Source organism: Pseudomonas sp. GW821-FHT04C07 (assembly GCF_059420325.1).
Window position 1 is genome coordinate 109,165 of the sequence record NZ_JBWKTM010000003.1, and the last position, 14,784, is coordinate 123,948.

14 protein-coding genes are annotated in these 14,784 nt (G+C 59.3%); 12 read left to right on the top strand and 2 right to left on the bottom strand.

Annotated features, from left to right (window positions below):
- The first annotated feature begins 229 nt into the window (after positions 1 to 229).
- The 8 genes from AC07UI_RS07210 to AC07UI_RS07245 all read left to right on the top strand — a co-directional run bounded on the left by AC07UI_RS07210 (position 230) and on the right by AC07UI_RS07245 (position 8,520).
- Positions 230 to 1,720, top strand: coding sequence for an aldehyde dehydrogenase (locus AC07UI_RS07210; protein WP_494991836.1), 1,491 nt, complete (start codon positions 230 to 232; stop codon positions 1,718 to 1,720).
- A gap of 22 nt (positions 1,721 to 1,742) precedes the next feature.
- On the top strand, positions 1,743 to 3,113 hold the full coding sequence (locus tag AC07UI_RS07215) for an aspartate aminotransferase family protein (RefSeq protein ID WP_494991837.1): 1,371 nt from the start codon (positions 1,743 to 1,745) through the stop codon (positions 3,111 to 3,113).
- A gap of 406 nt (positions 3,114 to 3,519) precedes the next feature.
- Positions 3,520 to 4,506 carry an ABC transporter substrate-binding protein gene (locus tag AC07UI_RS07220; protein ID WP_494991838.1) on the top strand — a complete coding sequence of 329 codons (987 nt, stop codon included), beginning with the start codon at positions 3,520 to 3,522 and terminating at the stop codon, positions 4,504 to 4,506.
- 9 nt (positions 4,507 to 4,515) lie between these two features.
- Positions 4,516 to 5,319, top strand: a complete 804-nt coding sequence (locus tag AC07UI_RS07225) for an ABC transporter permease (protein WP_494991839.1) — start codon at positions 4,516 to 4,518, stop codon at positions 5,317 to 5,319.
- Positions 5,307 to 6,143: an ABC transporter ATP-binding protein gene (locus AC07UI_RS07230; RefSeq protein WP_494991840.1), complete on the top strand. Its 837-nt coding sequence runs from the start codon at positions 5,307 to 5,309 to the stop codon at positions 6,141 to 6,143. The genes AC07UI_RS07225 and AC07UI_RS07230 overlap by 13 nt, the downstream gene beginning before the upstream one ends.
- A gap of 264 nt (positions 6,144 to 6,407) precedes the next feature.
- Positions 6,408 to 6,908, top strand: coding sequence for a methylated-DNA--[protein]-cysteine S-methyltransferase (locus AC07UI_RS07235; RefSeq protein ID WP_494991841.1), 501 nt, complete (start codon positions 6,408 to 6,410; stop codon positions 6,906 to 6,908).
- Positions 6,909 to 7,022: 114 nt separating this feature from the next.
- The gene (locus tag AC07UI_RS07240) at positions 7,023 to 7,667 is read left to right on the top strand and encodes an MBL fold metallo-hydrolase (protein WP_494991842.1); all 645 of its coding nucleotides are present in this window, start codon (positions 7,023 to 7,025) and stop codon (positions 7,665 to 7,667) included.
- Positions 7,668 to 7,782: 115 nt separating this feature from the next.
- Complete coding sequence (locus AC07UI_RS07245) at positions 7,783 to 8,520, top strand: YiaD family glycine zipper/OmpA-like lipoprotein (protein WP_494991843.1); 738 nt, start codon at positions 7,783 to 7,785, stop codon at positions 8,518 to 8,520.
- Between the two features lie 78 nt (positions 8,521 to 8,598).
- Here the strand turns inward: AC07UI_RS07245 and AC07UI_RS07250 are convergent, their stop codons facing one another.
- The gene (locus tag AC07UI_RS07250) at positions 8,599 to 9,033 is read right to left on the bottom strand and encodes a Z-ring associated ZapG family protein (RefSeq protein ID WP_494991844.1); all 435 of its coding nucleotides are present in this window, start codon (positions 9,031 to 9,033) and stop codon (positions 8,599 to 8,601) included.
- Positions 9,034 to 9,179: 146 nt separating this feature from the next.
- On the opposite strand from AC07UI_RS07250, the gene AC07UI_RS07255 reads away from it, so the two are divergent.
- The 3 genes from AC07UI_RS07255 to zapE all read left to right on the top strand — a co-directional run bounded on the left by AC07UI_RS07255 (position 9,180) and on the right by zapE (position 12,373).
- Positions 9,180 to 9,809, top strand: a complete 630-nt coding sequence (locus tag AC07UI_RS07255) for an alpha/beta hydrolase (protein WP_494991845.1) — start codon at positions 9,180 to 9,182, stop codon at positions 9,807 to 9,809.
- A gap of 24 nt (positions 9,810 to 9,833) precedes the next feature.
- On the top strand, positions 9,834 to 11,189 hold the full coding sequence (locus AC07UI_RS07260; RefSeq protein ID WP_494991846.1) for a tryptophan--tRNA ligase: 1,356 nt from the start codon (positions 9,834 to 9,836) through the stop codon (positions 11,187 to 11,189).
- A gap of 89 nt (positions 11,190 to 11,278) precedes the next feature.
- On the top strand, positions 11,279 to 12,373 hold the full coding sequence (gene zapE / locus AC07UI_RS07265; RefSeq protein WP_494991847.1) for a cell division protein ZapE: 1,095 nt from the start codon (positions 11,279 to 11,281) through the stop codon (positions 12,371 to 12,373).
- 114 nt (positions 12,374 to 12,487) lie between these two features.
- Here zapE and AC07UI_RS07270 read toward each other — a convergent pair whose 3' ends face one another.
- Positions 12,488 to 13,384, bottom strand: a complete 897-nt coding sequence (locus AC07UI_RS07270) for a GlxA family transcriptional regulator (RefSeq protein WP_494992138.1) — start codon at positions 13,382 to 13,384, stop codon at positions 12,488 to 12,490.
- 243 nt (positions 13,385 to 13,627) lie between these two features.
- On the opposite strand from AC07UI_RS07270, the gene AC07UI_RS07275 reads away from it, so the two are divergent.
- Positions 13,628 to 14,764, top strand: a complete 1,137-nt coding sequence (locus tag AC07UI_RS07275; protein ID WP_494991848.1) for an acyl-CoA dehydrogenase family protein — start codon at positions 13,628 to 13,630, stop codon at positions 14,762 to 14,764.
- Positions 14,765 to 14,784: the final 20 nt, after the last annotated feature.

The window sequence follows — 14,784 nt, forward strand, 5'->3', positions numbered from 1 at the left end:
AGACATCTTCTGGCTCGACTTCTGTTGCTTAGAGCCTAAGCAAATTGCGCACCGCCACGTCCGCTTGGCGAGCGCTTTTCTTGTACCAGAACAATAACCACAAGGCGTGCGCTTGGGGTATTTAGCTGCCCAGTTTTTTCATGGCCTGCGAACACATATTTACTATTTTTCCTCGACCAAGGCCTGCGCCACTATCCACTCCAATAGTCAGCATCAGGGGAGTCTGAACGTGTTCGAGCTTGAATATTGGCAACGCCAGGCAGCCACGCTGCGCTTTCGTGATCAGGCACTGATTGGCGGCAAAAGCGTGTCTGCGCAGTCCGGGCAAACCTTTGCCGCGATCAACCCGGCCACCGGCGAGTGCCTGGCCCGGGTCGCCGCTTGTGGCAGCGAAGACGTTGATGCGGCGGTGCTCAGCGCGCGTCAGGCGTTCGAGTCCGGCAGTTGGTCGGCGCGCTCTCCCAGTGAGCGCAAGCAGGTGCTGCTGCGCCTGGCGGACTTGATCATGACCCACCGCGAAGAACTGGCGCTGCTCGACTCGCTAAACATGGGCAAACCGGTGATGGACGCCTACAACATCGACGTGCCGGGTGCCGCCGGCGTGTTTCGCTGGTACGCCGAAAGCCTCGACAAGCTCTATGACCAGGTCGCGCCAAGTGCGCAGAACGTGTTGGCGACCATCACCCGTGAAGCCCTGGGTGTGGTCGCGGCGGTGGTGCCGTGGAATTTCCCGCTGGACATGGCTGCCTGGAAACTCGCGCCGGCCCTGGCCGCGGGCAACTCGGTGATTCTCAAACCCGCCGAGCAATCACCATTCTCTGCATTGCGTCTGGGTGAACTGGCGCTGGAAGCCGGTTTGCCGGAAGGTGTGCTGAACGTGCTGCCGGGTCTTGGCGAACAGGCGGGCAAGGCGCTGGGTCTGCATCCGGACATCGATTGCCTGGTGTTCACCGGCTCCACCGAAGTCGGCAAGTATTTCATGCAGTACTCGGCGCAATCGAACCTCAAGCAAGTCTGGCTCGAATGCGGCGGCAAGAGTGCCAACCTGGTGTTCGCCGATTGCCAGGACCTGGAGCTGGCGGCGCAGAAAGCCGCGTTCGGGATCTTCTTCAATCAGGGCGAAGTCTGTTCGGCCAACTCGCGGTTGCTGGTGGAGCGCTCGATTCATGATGAGTTTGTCCAGCGCCTCAAGGCTCAGGTTGAACGCTGGCAGCCGGGCGATCCACTGGATCCTTCAAGCACCGCCGGGGCCATTGTCGACAGCCGTCAGACCGGGAGGATCATGACGTTTATCCAGGCCGCCGAACGGCAAGGCGCGCAACGCGTTTGCGGTGGTCAGCAACTGACCTTCAATGGGTCCCATAACTTTATCCAGCCGACGATCTTTACCGGCGTGAGCCCGGACATGCCGCTGTTTCGCGATGAAGTATTCGGTCCGGTGCTGGCAGTCACGGCCTTCGATGATGAAGCACGTGCCCTGCAACTGGCTAACGACAGCGTCTACGGTCTGGCCGCGTCGCTGTGGACCGATGATCTCAATCGCGCCCACCGCGTGGCGCGGCAATTGCGTGCCGGCACGGTTTCGGTCAATAGCGTCGATGCGCTGGACGTGACGGTGCCGTTCGGTGGCGGCAAGCAGTCCGGCTTCGGCCGCGACCTGTCGCTGCACTCATTCGATAAATACACCCAGTTGAAGACCACCTGGTTTCAACTGCGCTGACAATAAAAACGGAGAACTGGCGATGACCACCCTACGTGAAACCCGCGACTACCAGGCCGCCGATGCCGCGCACCACATCCATGCATTTGTTGATCAGAAAGCGCTCAACGACGAAGGGCCGAGGGTGATGGTTCGTGGCGAGCGCCTGCATTTGTGGGACAACGATGGCCAGCGCTACCTGGACGGCATGTCGGGTCTTTGGTGCACCAACCTCGGTTACGGGCGCAAGGATCTGGCCGCTGCGGCGAGCCAGCAACTGGAGCAGTTGCCGTACTACAACATGTTTTTCCACACCACCCACCCGCAGGTGATCGAACTGTCGGAACTGCTGTTCAGTCTGCTGCCGGGTCACTACAGCCACGCGATCTACACCAACTCAGGCTCCGAAGCCAACGAAGTACTGATCCGCACGGTGCGCCGCTACTGGACCATCCTCGGCAAACCCGAGAAGAAAATCATGATCGGCCGCTGGAACGGTTACCACGGCTCGACGCTAGCGGCCACGGCACTGGGCGGCATGAAGTTCATGCATGAAATGGGCGGGATGATTCCGGATATCGCGCACATCGACGAACCCTATTGGTTCGCCCATGAAGGCAACCTGACGCCGGCTGAATTCGGTTTGCGGGCGGCGCGGCAACTGGAGGATAAGATTCTCGAACTCGGTGCGGACAAGGTCGCAGCGTTTGTCGCAGAACCCTTCCAGGGTGCGGGAGGCATGATCTTCCCGCCGGAAAGCTACTGGCCGGAAATTCAGCGGATCTGCCGCAAATACGACGTGCTGCTGTGCGCCGATGAAGTGATTGGCGGCTTCGGTCGCACCGGCGAATGGTTCGCCCACAAGCACTTCGGTTTTGAGCCGGACACGCTGGCCATCGCCAAGGGCCTGACCTCGGGTTACATCCCCATGGGCGGGCTGGTGTTGTCCAGGCGCATGGCCGAAGTGCTGGTGGAGCAGGGCGGGGTGTTCGCCCACGGCCTGACTTATTCCGGTCACCCGGTGGCAGCGGCGGTGGCCATCGCCAACCTCAAGGCGTTGCGCGACGAGGGGGTGGTCACACGGGTGAAAGATGACATCGGCCCGTACCTGCAGCAGTGCTTGCGCGAGGTGTTCGGCAAGCACCCGTTGGTGGGTGACATTCAAGGTGTCGGCATGGTCGCCGCCTTGCAGTTCGCCGAAGACAAAACCACTCGCAAGCGCTTTGCCAACGAGAGCGACATCGCCTGGCGCTGCCGGACTCTGGGTTTTGAAGAAGGTGTGATCATCCGTTCGACCCTGGGCCGGATGATCATGGCACCGGCGCTGATCGCCAGCCGCGAAGAGATCGATGAACTGGTCGGCAAGACACTGAAAGCAGTGGATCGCACGGCGCAGGAGTTTGGCCGTCTCTGATATTGCCGAAGGTCCTGCGGACCTTATGATTGATCGTTCCCACGCTCCGCGTGGGAATGCATCCCGTGACGCTCTGCGTCACATCTCAAAGCAGACGCAGAGCGTCCATGGCGGCATTCCCACGCAGAGCGTGGGAACGATCTTCTTTTCCCCAAACCGCACCCACCCCGGGCGCCCCCGCCCACGGCGCCCTTTTGCCGTGCGCGCTACCGAGGTTTTTCATCGTTCCCGGCGACATATTTCCTCGTTTTCCTATCCCCGGGCTTGGGCCAACATCGACCACGCCAGTCAGCCGAACGCTGACCACTTCAAGGTCCAGACAGAGACCGCACGTTGCACCTGTTCAAGGCCGCTGGCCGTACTGCCCCGCAAGACAAAACTAAATCAATAGCTGTGGGAGTGCTTCATGATCAAGTCCTTGCTAATCCGTTTCGCCCATCCCCTGGCGATCACCGCCATCGCCACCTGCGTCGCCACCAGCGCCCAGGCCGGCACCCTGTCCATCGGCCATACCACCTGGGTCGGCTATGGCACCCTCTACCTCGCTCAGGATCTGGGCTACTTCAAGGAGAATGGCCTGACGGTCGAACTGCCAGTCGTTGAAGAGGCTTCGATGTACATGGCCGCTCAAGCTTCGGGTCAGCTGTCCGGCTCGGCCTCGACCATCGACGAAGTACTCAAGTACCGTCCGCAGTTCTGCTTCAAAGCGGTGGCGGCGCTGGATGAAAGCCATGGTGGCGACGGTGTGCTGGTCGGCAAGGACGTCAAGAATTTGCAGGAGCTCAAAGGCAAGGCCATCGCCGTGAACGAAGGCTCGGTGTCGCAGTTCTGGCTGTCGTACCTGCTGAAAAAGAACGGCATGAAAATGAGCGACCTGATCGTTCAGAACATGACTGCAGATGACGCTGCCACCGCGTTCATCGCTGGCCGAGTACCGGCTGCCGTGACCTGGGAACCCCATCTGTCGATGGTCCGTGACAAGCAACAAGGCAAGGTGCTGATCGACAGCAGTTCCACTCCCGGCGTCATTGTCGATGTGGTAGCGCTCAACTGCGCGGTCATTGAAAAGCAACCGCAAGACGTCAAAGCGTTGGTCGCCGGTTTATACAAAGCTGTGCAGTACACCCAGGAACATCCCGAAGAGGCCTACAAAATCATGGCCAAGGGTGTCGGCGGTTACCTGTCTGATCCCAAAGAACTGGCTGCCGCCGCCAAGGGTGTGCGCTTCTACGATCAGACTATGAGCGAGAAGCTTCTCGGCTCGCTGGGCAAACCGGGCGACAGCGCGGCGCTGATCAAACTGGCCAACGAAACTGCCAGCGAACTTCAGGGCAAACCCTACAACGTCAGTAATGACGACCTCGTGGACAACCGCTTCGTCACCCCGCTCTAGGAGGTCAGCATGTTCAAGCGAAATTCATGGTTGAGCCGCTGCGTCACGCCCAAGACCGGTCTGCCGGCGCAAATGATATTGAGTGCCAGCGCCATGGCCTGGGTGTTGTTGATCGGGTTATGGGCGGGACTGTCTTACGGCGGCGTGGTGCCGGGCATGTTTCTGCCGACCCCGGGGGCGGTGCTGGACGCCGCGCTGCGTCTGGGGCGCGACGGCACACTGGGGGTGCATGTGTGGGCCAGCCTGGAAGTGGTGATGGTTGGCTTCATCGTCTCGTCGCTGGTGGCAGTGCCCTTGGGTTTGCTGATGGGCAGCTTCCGTATCGTCCAAGCGTTCCTCGAACCCATGGTCAACTTCATTCGCTACCTGCCGGTGACCTCCTTTGTGCCGCTGTTCATCCTGTGGATCGGCATCGGCCTGGAGCAGCGGGTCTCGGTGATCATATTCGGGGTGTTCTTCCAGCAGCTGGTGATGATTGCTGATGTGTCAAAAGGCATATCGAAGGACCTGATCAATGCCTCCTACACCCTCGGCTCGAGCCGTCGCGATGCAGTGTTGCATGTCATCGCTCCGGCCTCGCTGCCGGGTGTGCTCGATACCCTGCGGGTCACCATGGGCTGGGCCTGGACCTATCTGGTCGTCGCCGAACTGGTGGCGGCCTCCAGTGGCCTGGGTTACCTGAGTCTGAAAGCCATGCGCGGCTTTCAGGTGGATGTGATCTTCCTGGCGATCGCGATCATCGGTCTGTTGGGCCTGATCACCGATCAACTGTTCCGCTTCCTTCGCTTGAGGATCGCCGCATGGGCTCAGTAACCGCTGCCAATCATCGCTTCGTCACCCCCGCTGCCACCCCGGTACAGGCCGCGCCACGGTTGCAAGTGGACAAGGTCAGCCTGCGCTACCAGAAGCCCGACGGCGGCATCTTCACCGCGCTGGAAAAGGTCTCGTTTGAAGTGCCGGACCAGCAATTCGCGGTGCTGGTGGGGCCGTCGGGCTGCGGCAAATCCAGCCTGCTGTACCTGACGGCCGGCCTGGCCGAACCCACGGAGGGGGAGATCTACGTGGGTGGTCAGCAAGTCGAAGGCCCCGGCGCCGATCGCGGCATGGTATTCCAGAGCTACACCTTGTTCCCGTGGCTGACGGTGCGGCAAAACGTCGAATTCGGCCTCAAACGTCGCGGCATGCCCGCTGCCCAGCGCAAGGAAATCGTCGACTACTACGTGAACGAAGTCGGCCTGACGAGCTTCGCCGACAACTATGCCAAGCAACTCTCCGGCGGCATGATGCAGCGCGTAGCCATCGCCCGCGCCCTGGCCAACGACCCGCAAATCCTGTTGATGGACGAACCCTTCGGTGCCCTCGACAGCCAGACCCGCTTGCAAATGCAGCAACTGTTGCTGCGGGTGTGGGGCAACAGCAAAAAGACCGTGCTGTTCGTCACCCACGACATCGACGAAGCCATCCTCCTGGGCGACCGGGTGTACGTCATGGGCGCAAAGCCCGGGCGAATCAAAAAAATCCTCGACGTACCCATCGACCGCCCGCGCACCCTGGACATGGTCATGGAGCGCTCGTTCATCGAAATGAAACGCGAGATATTCGGCTTGCTGCATGATGAGCTGGAGGAAGCGCACTGATCGGCTGCCCGCCAAGTACACGCATTGATCGTTCCCACGCTCTGCGTGGGAATGCCTTTGGGGACGCTCCGCGTCCCGTGACGCAAAGCGTCACAGCTGCATACCCACGCGGCAGCATGGGAACAATCATCAAATTCAACCGCAAGAAACGTAGTTCTTGCGGTTGAACCACAAATTATTGTGAATACGTCCTCTGACAAAGATGAACGATCGCCTTCACCGTCCAGCGACGTCTGAAGTGCCTGTCGGATCAAGGAGTCACCCATGTCGTACGTATTCAAACTGATGAACTCCCCCGTCGGCACACTCACCCTGGTGGCCAAGGGCAACAAACTCTGCGCCATCCTCTGGGAGAACGACAAACCCGACCGGGTTCGCTTCACCACCCTGCAAGAAGATATCCACAGCCCGGTTTTGCTGGAGGCCGAGCGCCAACTCAACGAGTACTTCGCGGGCAACCGCAACCGCTTTGAGCTGGAGCTAGACTTTGCCGGCACTGACTTCCAGCAAAAGGTCTGGCAAGCGTTGCTGACCATCCCGTTCGGTGAAACCCGCAGTTACAGTCAAATCGCCGTGCAAATCGGCAACCCAAAGGCGGTCCGAGCCGTCGGTGCGGCCAACGGTAAAAATCCCATCTCGATTGTCGCCCCTTGCCATCGAGTGATCGGCGCCTCGGGCAGCCTCACCGGGTTTGCCGGCGGTCTGGGCGCCAAGCAGTTTCTGCTGACACTGGAAGGCCAGGAGACGCCGCAACTGGCGTTCTGAAGGAGAGCGGCTGTGGATTCAGGATGAGTTCCGGCAGTCGCCTCGTGTTTTACCCATGGCGGCGAGCCCTGCGTGCTGTGCCAGAATAGGCCATCAATCTTTCCAGGAACGCCCATGGACGCTGCCAAACCCGCTCTCATCCGCGAAACCTTCCCCGTCGGCCCGTTGCAGTGCAACTGCACGATCATCGGCGACCCGATCACGAAAAAGGCTATCGTCGTCGATCCGGGTGGCAATCATGAGTTGATCCTGGCACGGCTCGATGCGTTGGGCCTGAAGGTGGTGAGCATTATCCATACCCACGCCCATCTCGATCATTTCCTCGCCTCCGGTCAATTGAAGGAAAAAACCGGCGCCACCTTGCATCTGCATAAAGAAGATCAGTTCCTCTGGGACAACCTGGAGATGCAGTGCAGCATGTTCGGCGTGCCTTACACTCCAGTCCCGTCGCCGGATCGCTGGTTGGCGGATGACGAAGAGCTGGCCTGTGGCTGCGGCGTTGCGCTGCACACGCCCGGTCATACGCCAGGTTCCATGAGCTTTTGGTTTTCTGAGGCTAAGCTGCTGATTGCCGGTGACACGCTGTTTCGTCGCGGAGTGGGGCGTACGGACTTGTGGGGCGGCGATCAGGCGACCATCGTGCGCTCGATCAAGCAGCGTCTGTATACCCTGGACGAGGAGGCGACGGTGATTGCCGGGCATGGTCCCGATACCCGTCTGGGTGATGAAATGCGGGAAAACCCTTTTGTGCGAGCCTGATTTTCTGGCGTGGACAGGCTTACGGAATTTTTACCGTCGGTCGTGTTCCAACGCCAGCACGGGTCTATTGCCAACGTCCGTTGCACCACAGAATGCAAAAAAGTAGGAGCTTTCCATGTTCACCTCGCGTCGTTTGATTATTGTCGCTACTGCCGTGGCCTTGTTGTCTGGCTGTGCGAACCAGAACCCGTATGACAACCAGGGTCAGGCCGACAGCTCCACAGGCTCCACGGGCATGAGCAAAACTGCCAAATACGGTGGTTTGGGAGCCTTGGCCGGTGCGCTGGCCGGTGCTGCCATTGACCACAACAACCGTGGCAAGGGTGCGCTGATTGGCGCCGCGGTGGTGGGTGCATCCGCCGCCGGCTATGGTTACTACGCAGATCAGCAGGAAAAGAAACTGCGTGCCAGCATGGCCAACACCGGGGTTGAAGTGCAGCGTCAGGGTGATCAGATCAAGCTGATCATGCCGGGCAACATCACCTTCGGCACCGATTCGGCGAACATCGCCCCGAGCTTTTATCAGCCGCTGAACAACCTGGCCGGCTCCCTCAAGGAGTTCAACCAGAATCAGATCGAAATCGTGGGTTATACCGACAGCACCGGCGGCCGTCAGCACAACATGGACTTGTCGCAGCGTCGCGCTCAAAGCGTAGCGACCTACCTGACGTCCCAGGGTGTCAGCGGTGCCAACCTGTCGGCTCGCGGTGCCGGTCCGGATGGCCCGATCGCCAGCAACGCCGACGTCAACGGCCGTGCCCAGAACCGTCGGGTAGAGGTCAACCTCAAACCGATTCCTGGTCAGCAGTATCAGCAGCAAGGTCAGCAGCAAGGCCAGCAATATCAGCAATAAGCCCTGACGCTCAGGTACAAAAAAGCCCGCCCGATCTTCAATAGATCGGGCGGGCTTTTTTTTACGCTTGAACCCTGATTATTTCTTCAGGCCGTAATGCTCATCGAGCATGCCGGGAGCGTTCGGCGATTTTGGCGCGTAATCTTTCGGCGCTTCCTGGCTGCGCGGTGGTGTCAGACGTTCCCGTGGCGCTTGTACCGAATCGGCGTGCAGAGCGGCCAGCAAGCGTTGGCGAGTCAGTTCGTCCAGGGCCAGACGGTTGGCGCCCTCGGCGAGATGCTCTTGTACGTCCTGATAGCTCTGAGTGAGCTTCTGTACCAAAGCTGCGGTGCTGTTGAAGTGGGTGACCACTTCATTTTGATAACTGTCAAAACGTTCCTGAATATCATCCAGCTGACGCTGCGTGCGGTTAGGCGCGGCATTGGGCAGCAGGCGAGCGACCAGGAATCCAATGACGACACCGGCAACCAGGGCAAGAGTCGGCAACAACCAAACTAAGAGCGAGTGTTCCACGAGTCCTTCCTCTATAAACGGCTTTGCTTTACGTTAACGGCTCGGACCTGCGCTGTATACCGCGACGAGATCGCAATCATGCCAGGCACAGACTTTTAGCTAGACGAGTCGACCCAATTCGAGGTCACGGAGTTCCTTCCTTGCTTATGCGCGAAACCCCTGTATTTATCGATGGCCCGGTTGGTCAATTGGAAGCCTTGCACCTGGATCAGCCCGACGCCCGTGGCCTGGCACTGATCTGTCACCCGAATCCGGTGCAGGGTGGCACCATGCTCAATAAAGTTGTTTCGACCCTGCAGCGCACCGCGCGTGACGCTGGCTTGATCACCCTGCGCTTCAACTATCGTGGCGTTGGCGCCAGCGCTGGCAGCCATGACATGGGCTGCGGTGAAGTCGATGATGCACTGGCGGCGGCACAATGGTTTCGGGCCCGGCATCCTGAGCTGCCCATCACCCTGTTCGGTTTTTCCTTCGGCGGTTTCGTCGCGGCCAGCCTTGGTGGTCGCCTGGAAGCCAAGGGTGAAACACTGGCTCACTTGTTCATGGTCGCACCTGCGGTCATGCGTCTGGGCGATCAGGATCAGTTGCCGCAAAACTGTCCGCTGACCCTGATTCAGCCAGAAACCGACGAAGTGATCGATCCGCAACTGGTCTACGACTGGTCCGATGCCCTTGATCGTCCCCATGAGCTGCTGAAAGTGGCAGAATGCGGACACTTTTTTCACGGCAAGCTGACGGACCTCAAAGATCTGATACTGCCGCGCCTTTCGAATTGATTGCAGTCTGACAAGCGATTACCCATGACTACTCGTACGCGTATCCTCACCGGCATCACCACCACCGGCACGCCGCACCTGGGCAACTATGCCGGGGCCATCCGTCCGGCGATCGTTGCCAGCCGCGACAGCAATGCCGATTCGTTCTACTTCCTGGCCGACTACCACGCCCTGATCAAATGCGATGACCCGCTGCGCATCCAGCGCTCGCGTCTGGAAATCGCCGCGACCTGGCTGGCCGGTGGTCTGGATGTGGATCGGGTAACGTTCTATCGCCAGTCCGATATCCCGGAAATCCCTGAGCTGACCTGGCTGCTGACCTGCGTCGCGGCCAAGGGCCTGCTCAACCGCGCCCACGCCTACAAGGCCTCGGTGGACAAAAACGTCGAAACCGGTGAAGACCCGGATGCCGGTATCACCATGGGCTTGTACAGCTACCCGGTGCTGATGGCGGCGGACATTCTGATGTTCAACGCGCACAAGGTGCCGGTCGGTCGCGATCAGATCCAGCACGTAGAAATGGCTCGCGACATCGGCCAGCGCTTCAACCACCTGTTCGGCCAGGGCAAAGAATTTTTCACCATGCCCGAGGCACTGATCGAAGAGAGCGTGGCCACGCTGCCAGGTCTCGACGGACGGAAGATGTCCAAAAGCTACGACAACACCATACCGTTGTTCAGCAGCGTCAAGGAAATGAAGGACGCCATTTCGCGGATCGTCACCGATTCCCGCGCCCCCGGCGAAGCCAAAGACCCGGACAACTCGCACCTGTTCACCTTGTTCCAGGCCTTCGCCACGCCGGCGCAGTCCGACGAATTTCGCAGCGAACTGCTGCAGGGGCTGGGTTGGGGTGAAGCAAAAAATCGTCTGTTCCAACTGCTCGACAACGAGCTGGGCGAATCCCGCGAGCGCTATTACCAGTTGATCGAGCGTCCGGCGGATCTGGAAGACATCCTCCAGGCCGGTGCCAGGAAGGCGCGCGCCATTGCAATGCCATTCCTCAATGAACTGCGTGAAGCGGTTGGCCTGCGTTCTTTCGTCAATCAGGTGCAAGTCACCACGACCACCAAGAAGAAAGCTGCGAAAGCCGCGCGCTTCGTCAGTTTTCGTGAAGACGACGGCAGTTTCCGCTTCCGTCTGCTGGCGGCTGATGGTGAGCAACTGCTGCTGTCGCGCAACTTTGCCGACGGTAAGGCAGCAGGCGCAGTGACCAAGCAACTGCAAGCCGGTCAGGCACTGGACCTGCGTAGCGACAACCTGAGCTTCAGTGTCTGGCTGGAAGGCGAGTGCGTGGCAGACAGCCCGACCTTCGCTGACAGCGCTGCTCGCGATGCTGCCATCGACGCCTTGCGGGTTGCTCTGACACCTGCGCAGGACTAATCGGAGGTCTGCCCGACTAAGGGTTGATTGCCATTCTCAAGGGCCGTCGCTACAGTGACGGCCCGTTTTTGTTGCCTTGCTAACGAATTATGAACCCCCTAGAACGATATCAAGCTGATCTGAAACGCCCGGAATTTTTCCATGATGCCGCCCAGGAAACTGCGGTACGTCATTTGCAACGCCTGTACGACGATCTGGTCGCGGCTTCGCATAGCAAGCCGGGCCTGTTCGGTAAACTGTTTGGCAAAAAAGATCAGGCGCCGGTCAAGGGGCTGTATTTCTGGGGTGGCGTCGGCCGCGGCAAGACCTATCTGGTCGATACCTTCTTCGAAGCCCTGCCGTTCAAGGAAAAGGTCCGCACTCACTTCCACCGCTTCATGAAGCGCGTGCACGAAGAGATGAAGACCCTCAGCGGCGAGAAAAACCCGCTGACCATCATCGCCAAGCGCTTCTCCGACGAAGCACGGGTGATCTGTTTCGATGAGTTCTTCGTTTCCGACATCACCGACGCCATGATTCTTGGCACGTTGATGGAAGAGCTGTTCAAGAATGGTGTAACGCTTGTTGCCACCTCGAACATCGTCCCGGACGGTCTGTACAAAGATGGTCTGCAACGTGCGCGCTTCTTGCCGGCTATCGCCCTGATCAAGCAGAACACCGATATCGTCAACGTCGACAGCGGCGTCGATTATCGCCTGCGTCATCTCGAACAGGCCGAGCTGTTCCACTACCCGCTGGACAAAGCGGCCAACGAAAGCCTGCGCAAGAGCTTCCGTGCCCTGACTCCGGAGTGCACTCAGGCCGTCGAAAACGATGTGCTGATGATTGAAAACCGCGAAATCCGTGCCTTGCGTACCTGCGATGACGTGGCCTGGTTCGACTTCCGCGAACTCTGCGACGGCCCTCGCAGCCAGAACGACTACATCGAGCTGGGCAAGATCTTCCACGCCGTGCTGCTCAGTGGCGTCGAGCAGATGACCGTCACCACCGACGACATCGCCCGACGCTTCATCAACATGGTCGACGAGTTCTACGACCGTAACGTCAAGCTGATCATCTCCGCTGAAGTCGAGCTCAAAGACCTCTACACCGGTGGTCGCTTGAACTTCGAGTTCCAGCGCACCCTCAGCCGTTTGCTGGAAATGCAGTCCCACGAATTTCTGTCGCGGGCGCACAAGCCGTAGGACGTTTCCGAAAATAAAAAAGGGCCTGCATTGCAGGCCCTTTTTTGTGCTGTGCGTCGCTCCAACTGATCGTTCCCACACAGAGCGTGGGAACGATCAGCTTGTTGGCGGGTGCTATGCCGCCTGCTGAAACTGCTGCCGATACTGATTCGGCGACAGCTCGGTGTGCTGGCGGAACAATCGAGCGAAGAAGCTGGCATCGTCATAGCCGACTTCATAGCTGATGGTCTTGATGCTTTTGCGGCTGGCCGAGAGCAGGCCCTTGGCGGTTTCGATGCGCAGGCGTTGCAGGTAGTGCAGCGGCTTGTCGCCGGTGGCGGTCTGGAAACGGCGCATGAAGTTGCGGATGCTCATCCCGTGTTCGCGGGCGACGTCCTCGAAGCGGAACTTGTCGGCGAAGTGTTCTTCGAGCCAGTGCTGGATCTGCAGGATGATCACGTCCTGGTGCAGTTTCTGCCCGCCGAAACCGATTCGGCCGGGGGCGTAGCTGCGTTGCACTTCGTAGAGAATGTCCCGGGCCACGGCCTGGGCGACGTTGGCGCCGCAGAAGCGCTCGATCAGGTAGATATAAAGGTCGCAGGCCGACGTGGTGCCGCCAGCGCAGTACAGGTTGTCGGCGTCGGTCAGGTGCTTGTCCTGATTGAGCTGGACCTTTGGGAAGCGTTCGCTGAAGGCATTGAAGAAGCGCCAGTAGGTGGTCGCTTCCTTGCCGTCGAGCAAGCCGGCTTCGGCAAGCCAGAACACTCCAGTGGCTTCGCCGCAGAGCACGGCACCGCGTGCGTGTTGTTCGCGCAGCCATGGCATCACTTGTGGATAACGCTGGCAGAGCGTTTCGAAGTCGTCCCAGAAGGCCGGGAGGATGATCACGTCGGTATTTTCCAGGCCGCCGTCCACCGGCAAAATCACATCGCTGAAGCTACACACCGATTGTCCATCGGGGCTGACCAGACGGGTTTCGAATGCCGGGGTCAGGCCGTGGCCGAGTTGTTTGCCATAACGCAGGCTGGCCAGATGGAAGAAATCCTTGGCTTGCATGAGGGTTGATGCAAAAACCCGATCAATAGCCAGGATGCTGACACGCCGCAGGGGCGTGGAGAGTTGGATAGACATAATTCAATTATTCTTATAGGGGAAAGTGGTCACCAAACGGCTGGATCGTCTTATTTTTTGTCGGATGTGTCCAGTGTCCTGTGATGGATAGGCGGCATAGGCTCTGTGAGTCAATCCCGGCTAACAATAATTACAGGTGTGTGCATGATCCCCAGAACCTTGTTCAGTTCCGAGCACGAACTCTTTCGCGACAGCGTACGTACCTTTCTCGAAAAAGAGGCTGTTCCGTTCCATGCGCAGTGGGAAAAGCAGGGGTACATCGATCGCAAACTGTGGAACAAGGCGGGGGAGGCGGGGATGCTCTGCTCGCATCTGCCGGAAGAATACGGTGGGCTGGGAGCTGACTTCCTCTATAGCGCAGTGGTGATCGAAGAGGTTGGTCGTCTGGGGTTGACCGGCATCGGCTTTTCGCTGCATTCGGACATCGTTGCTCCGTACATCCTGCATTACGGCAGTGAAGCCTTGAAGCACAAATACCTGCCAAAACTGGTTTCCGGCGAAATGGTCACGGCCATTGCCATGACCGAGCCAGGCGCCGGTTCCGACCTGCAAGGGGTGAAGACTACCGCGGTGCTGGACGGTGACGAGTACGTGATCAATGGCTCGAAAACGTTCATCACCAATGGGTTTCTTGCCGATCTGGTGATTGTCGTGGCCAAGACCGACCCCAAGGCCGGAGCCAAAGGTACCAGTCTATTCCTGGTGGAGGCGCAGACCCCGGGCTTCGTCAAGGGCAAGCGTCTGGAAAAGGTCGGCATGAAGGCCCAGGATACCTCGGAGCTGTTCTTCCAGGACGTGCGCGTACCCAAGGAGAACCTGTTGGGGCAGGCCGGGATGGGCTTCGCCTATCTGATGCAGGAGTTGCCCCAGGAGCGCCTGACGGTTGCCATAGGCGGTCTGGCGTCGGCCGAGGCGGCGTTGCAGTGGACCCTGGAATACACTCGCGAGCGCAAGGCATTCGGCAAGGCGATCGCCGATTTTCAGAACACCCGCTTCAAGCTGGCTGAGATGGCCACTGAAATACAGATCGGCCGGGTCTTCGTCGACCGCTGCCTGGAGCTGCACCTGCAAGGCAAGCTGGACGTGCCGACGGCGGCGATGGCCAAGTACTGGGGCACTGACCTGCAATGCAAAGTGCTCGACGAATGCGTGCAGTTGCATGGCGGTTACGGCTTCATGTGGGAATACCCTATCGCTCGCGCCTGGGCGGATGCGCGCGTGCAGCGGATCTATGCGGGGACCAACGAGATCATGAAAGAGATTATTGCGCGGTCTTTATAACGATCGTTCCCACGCGGAGC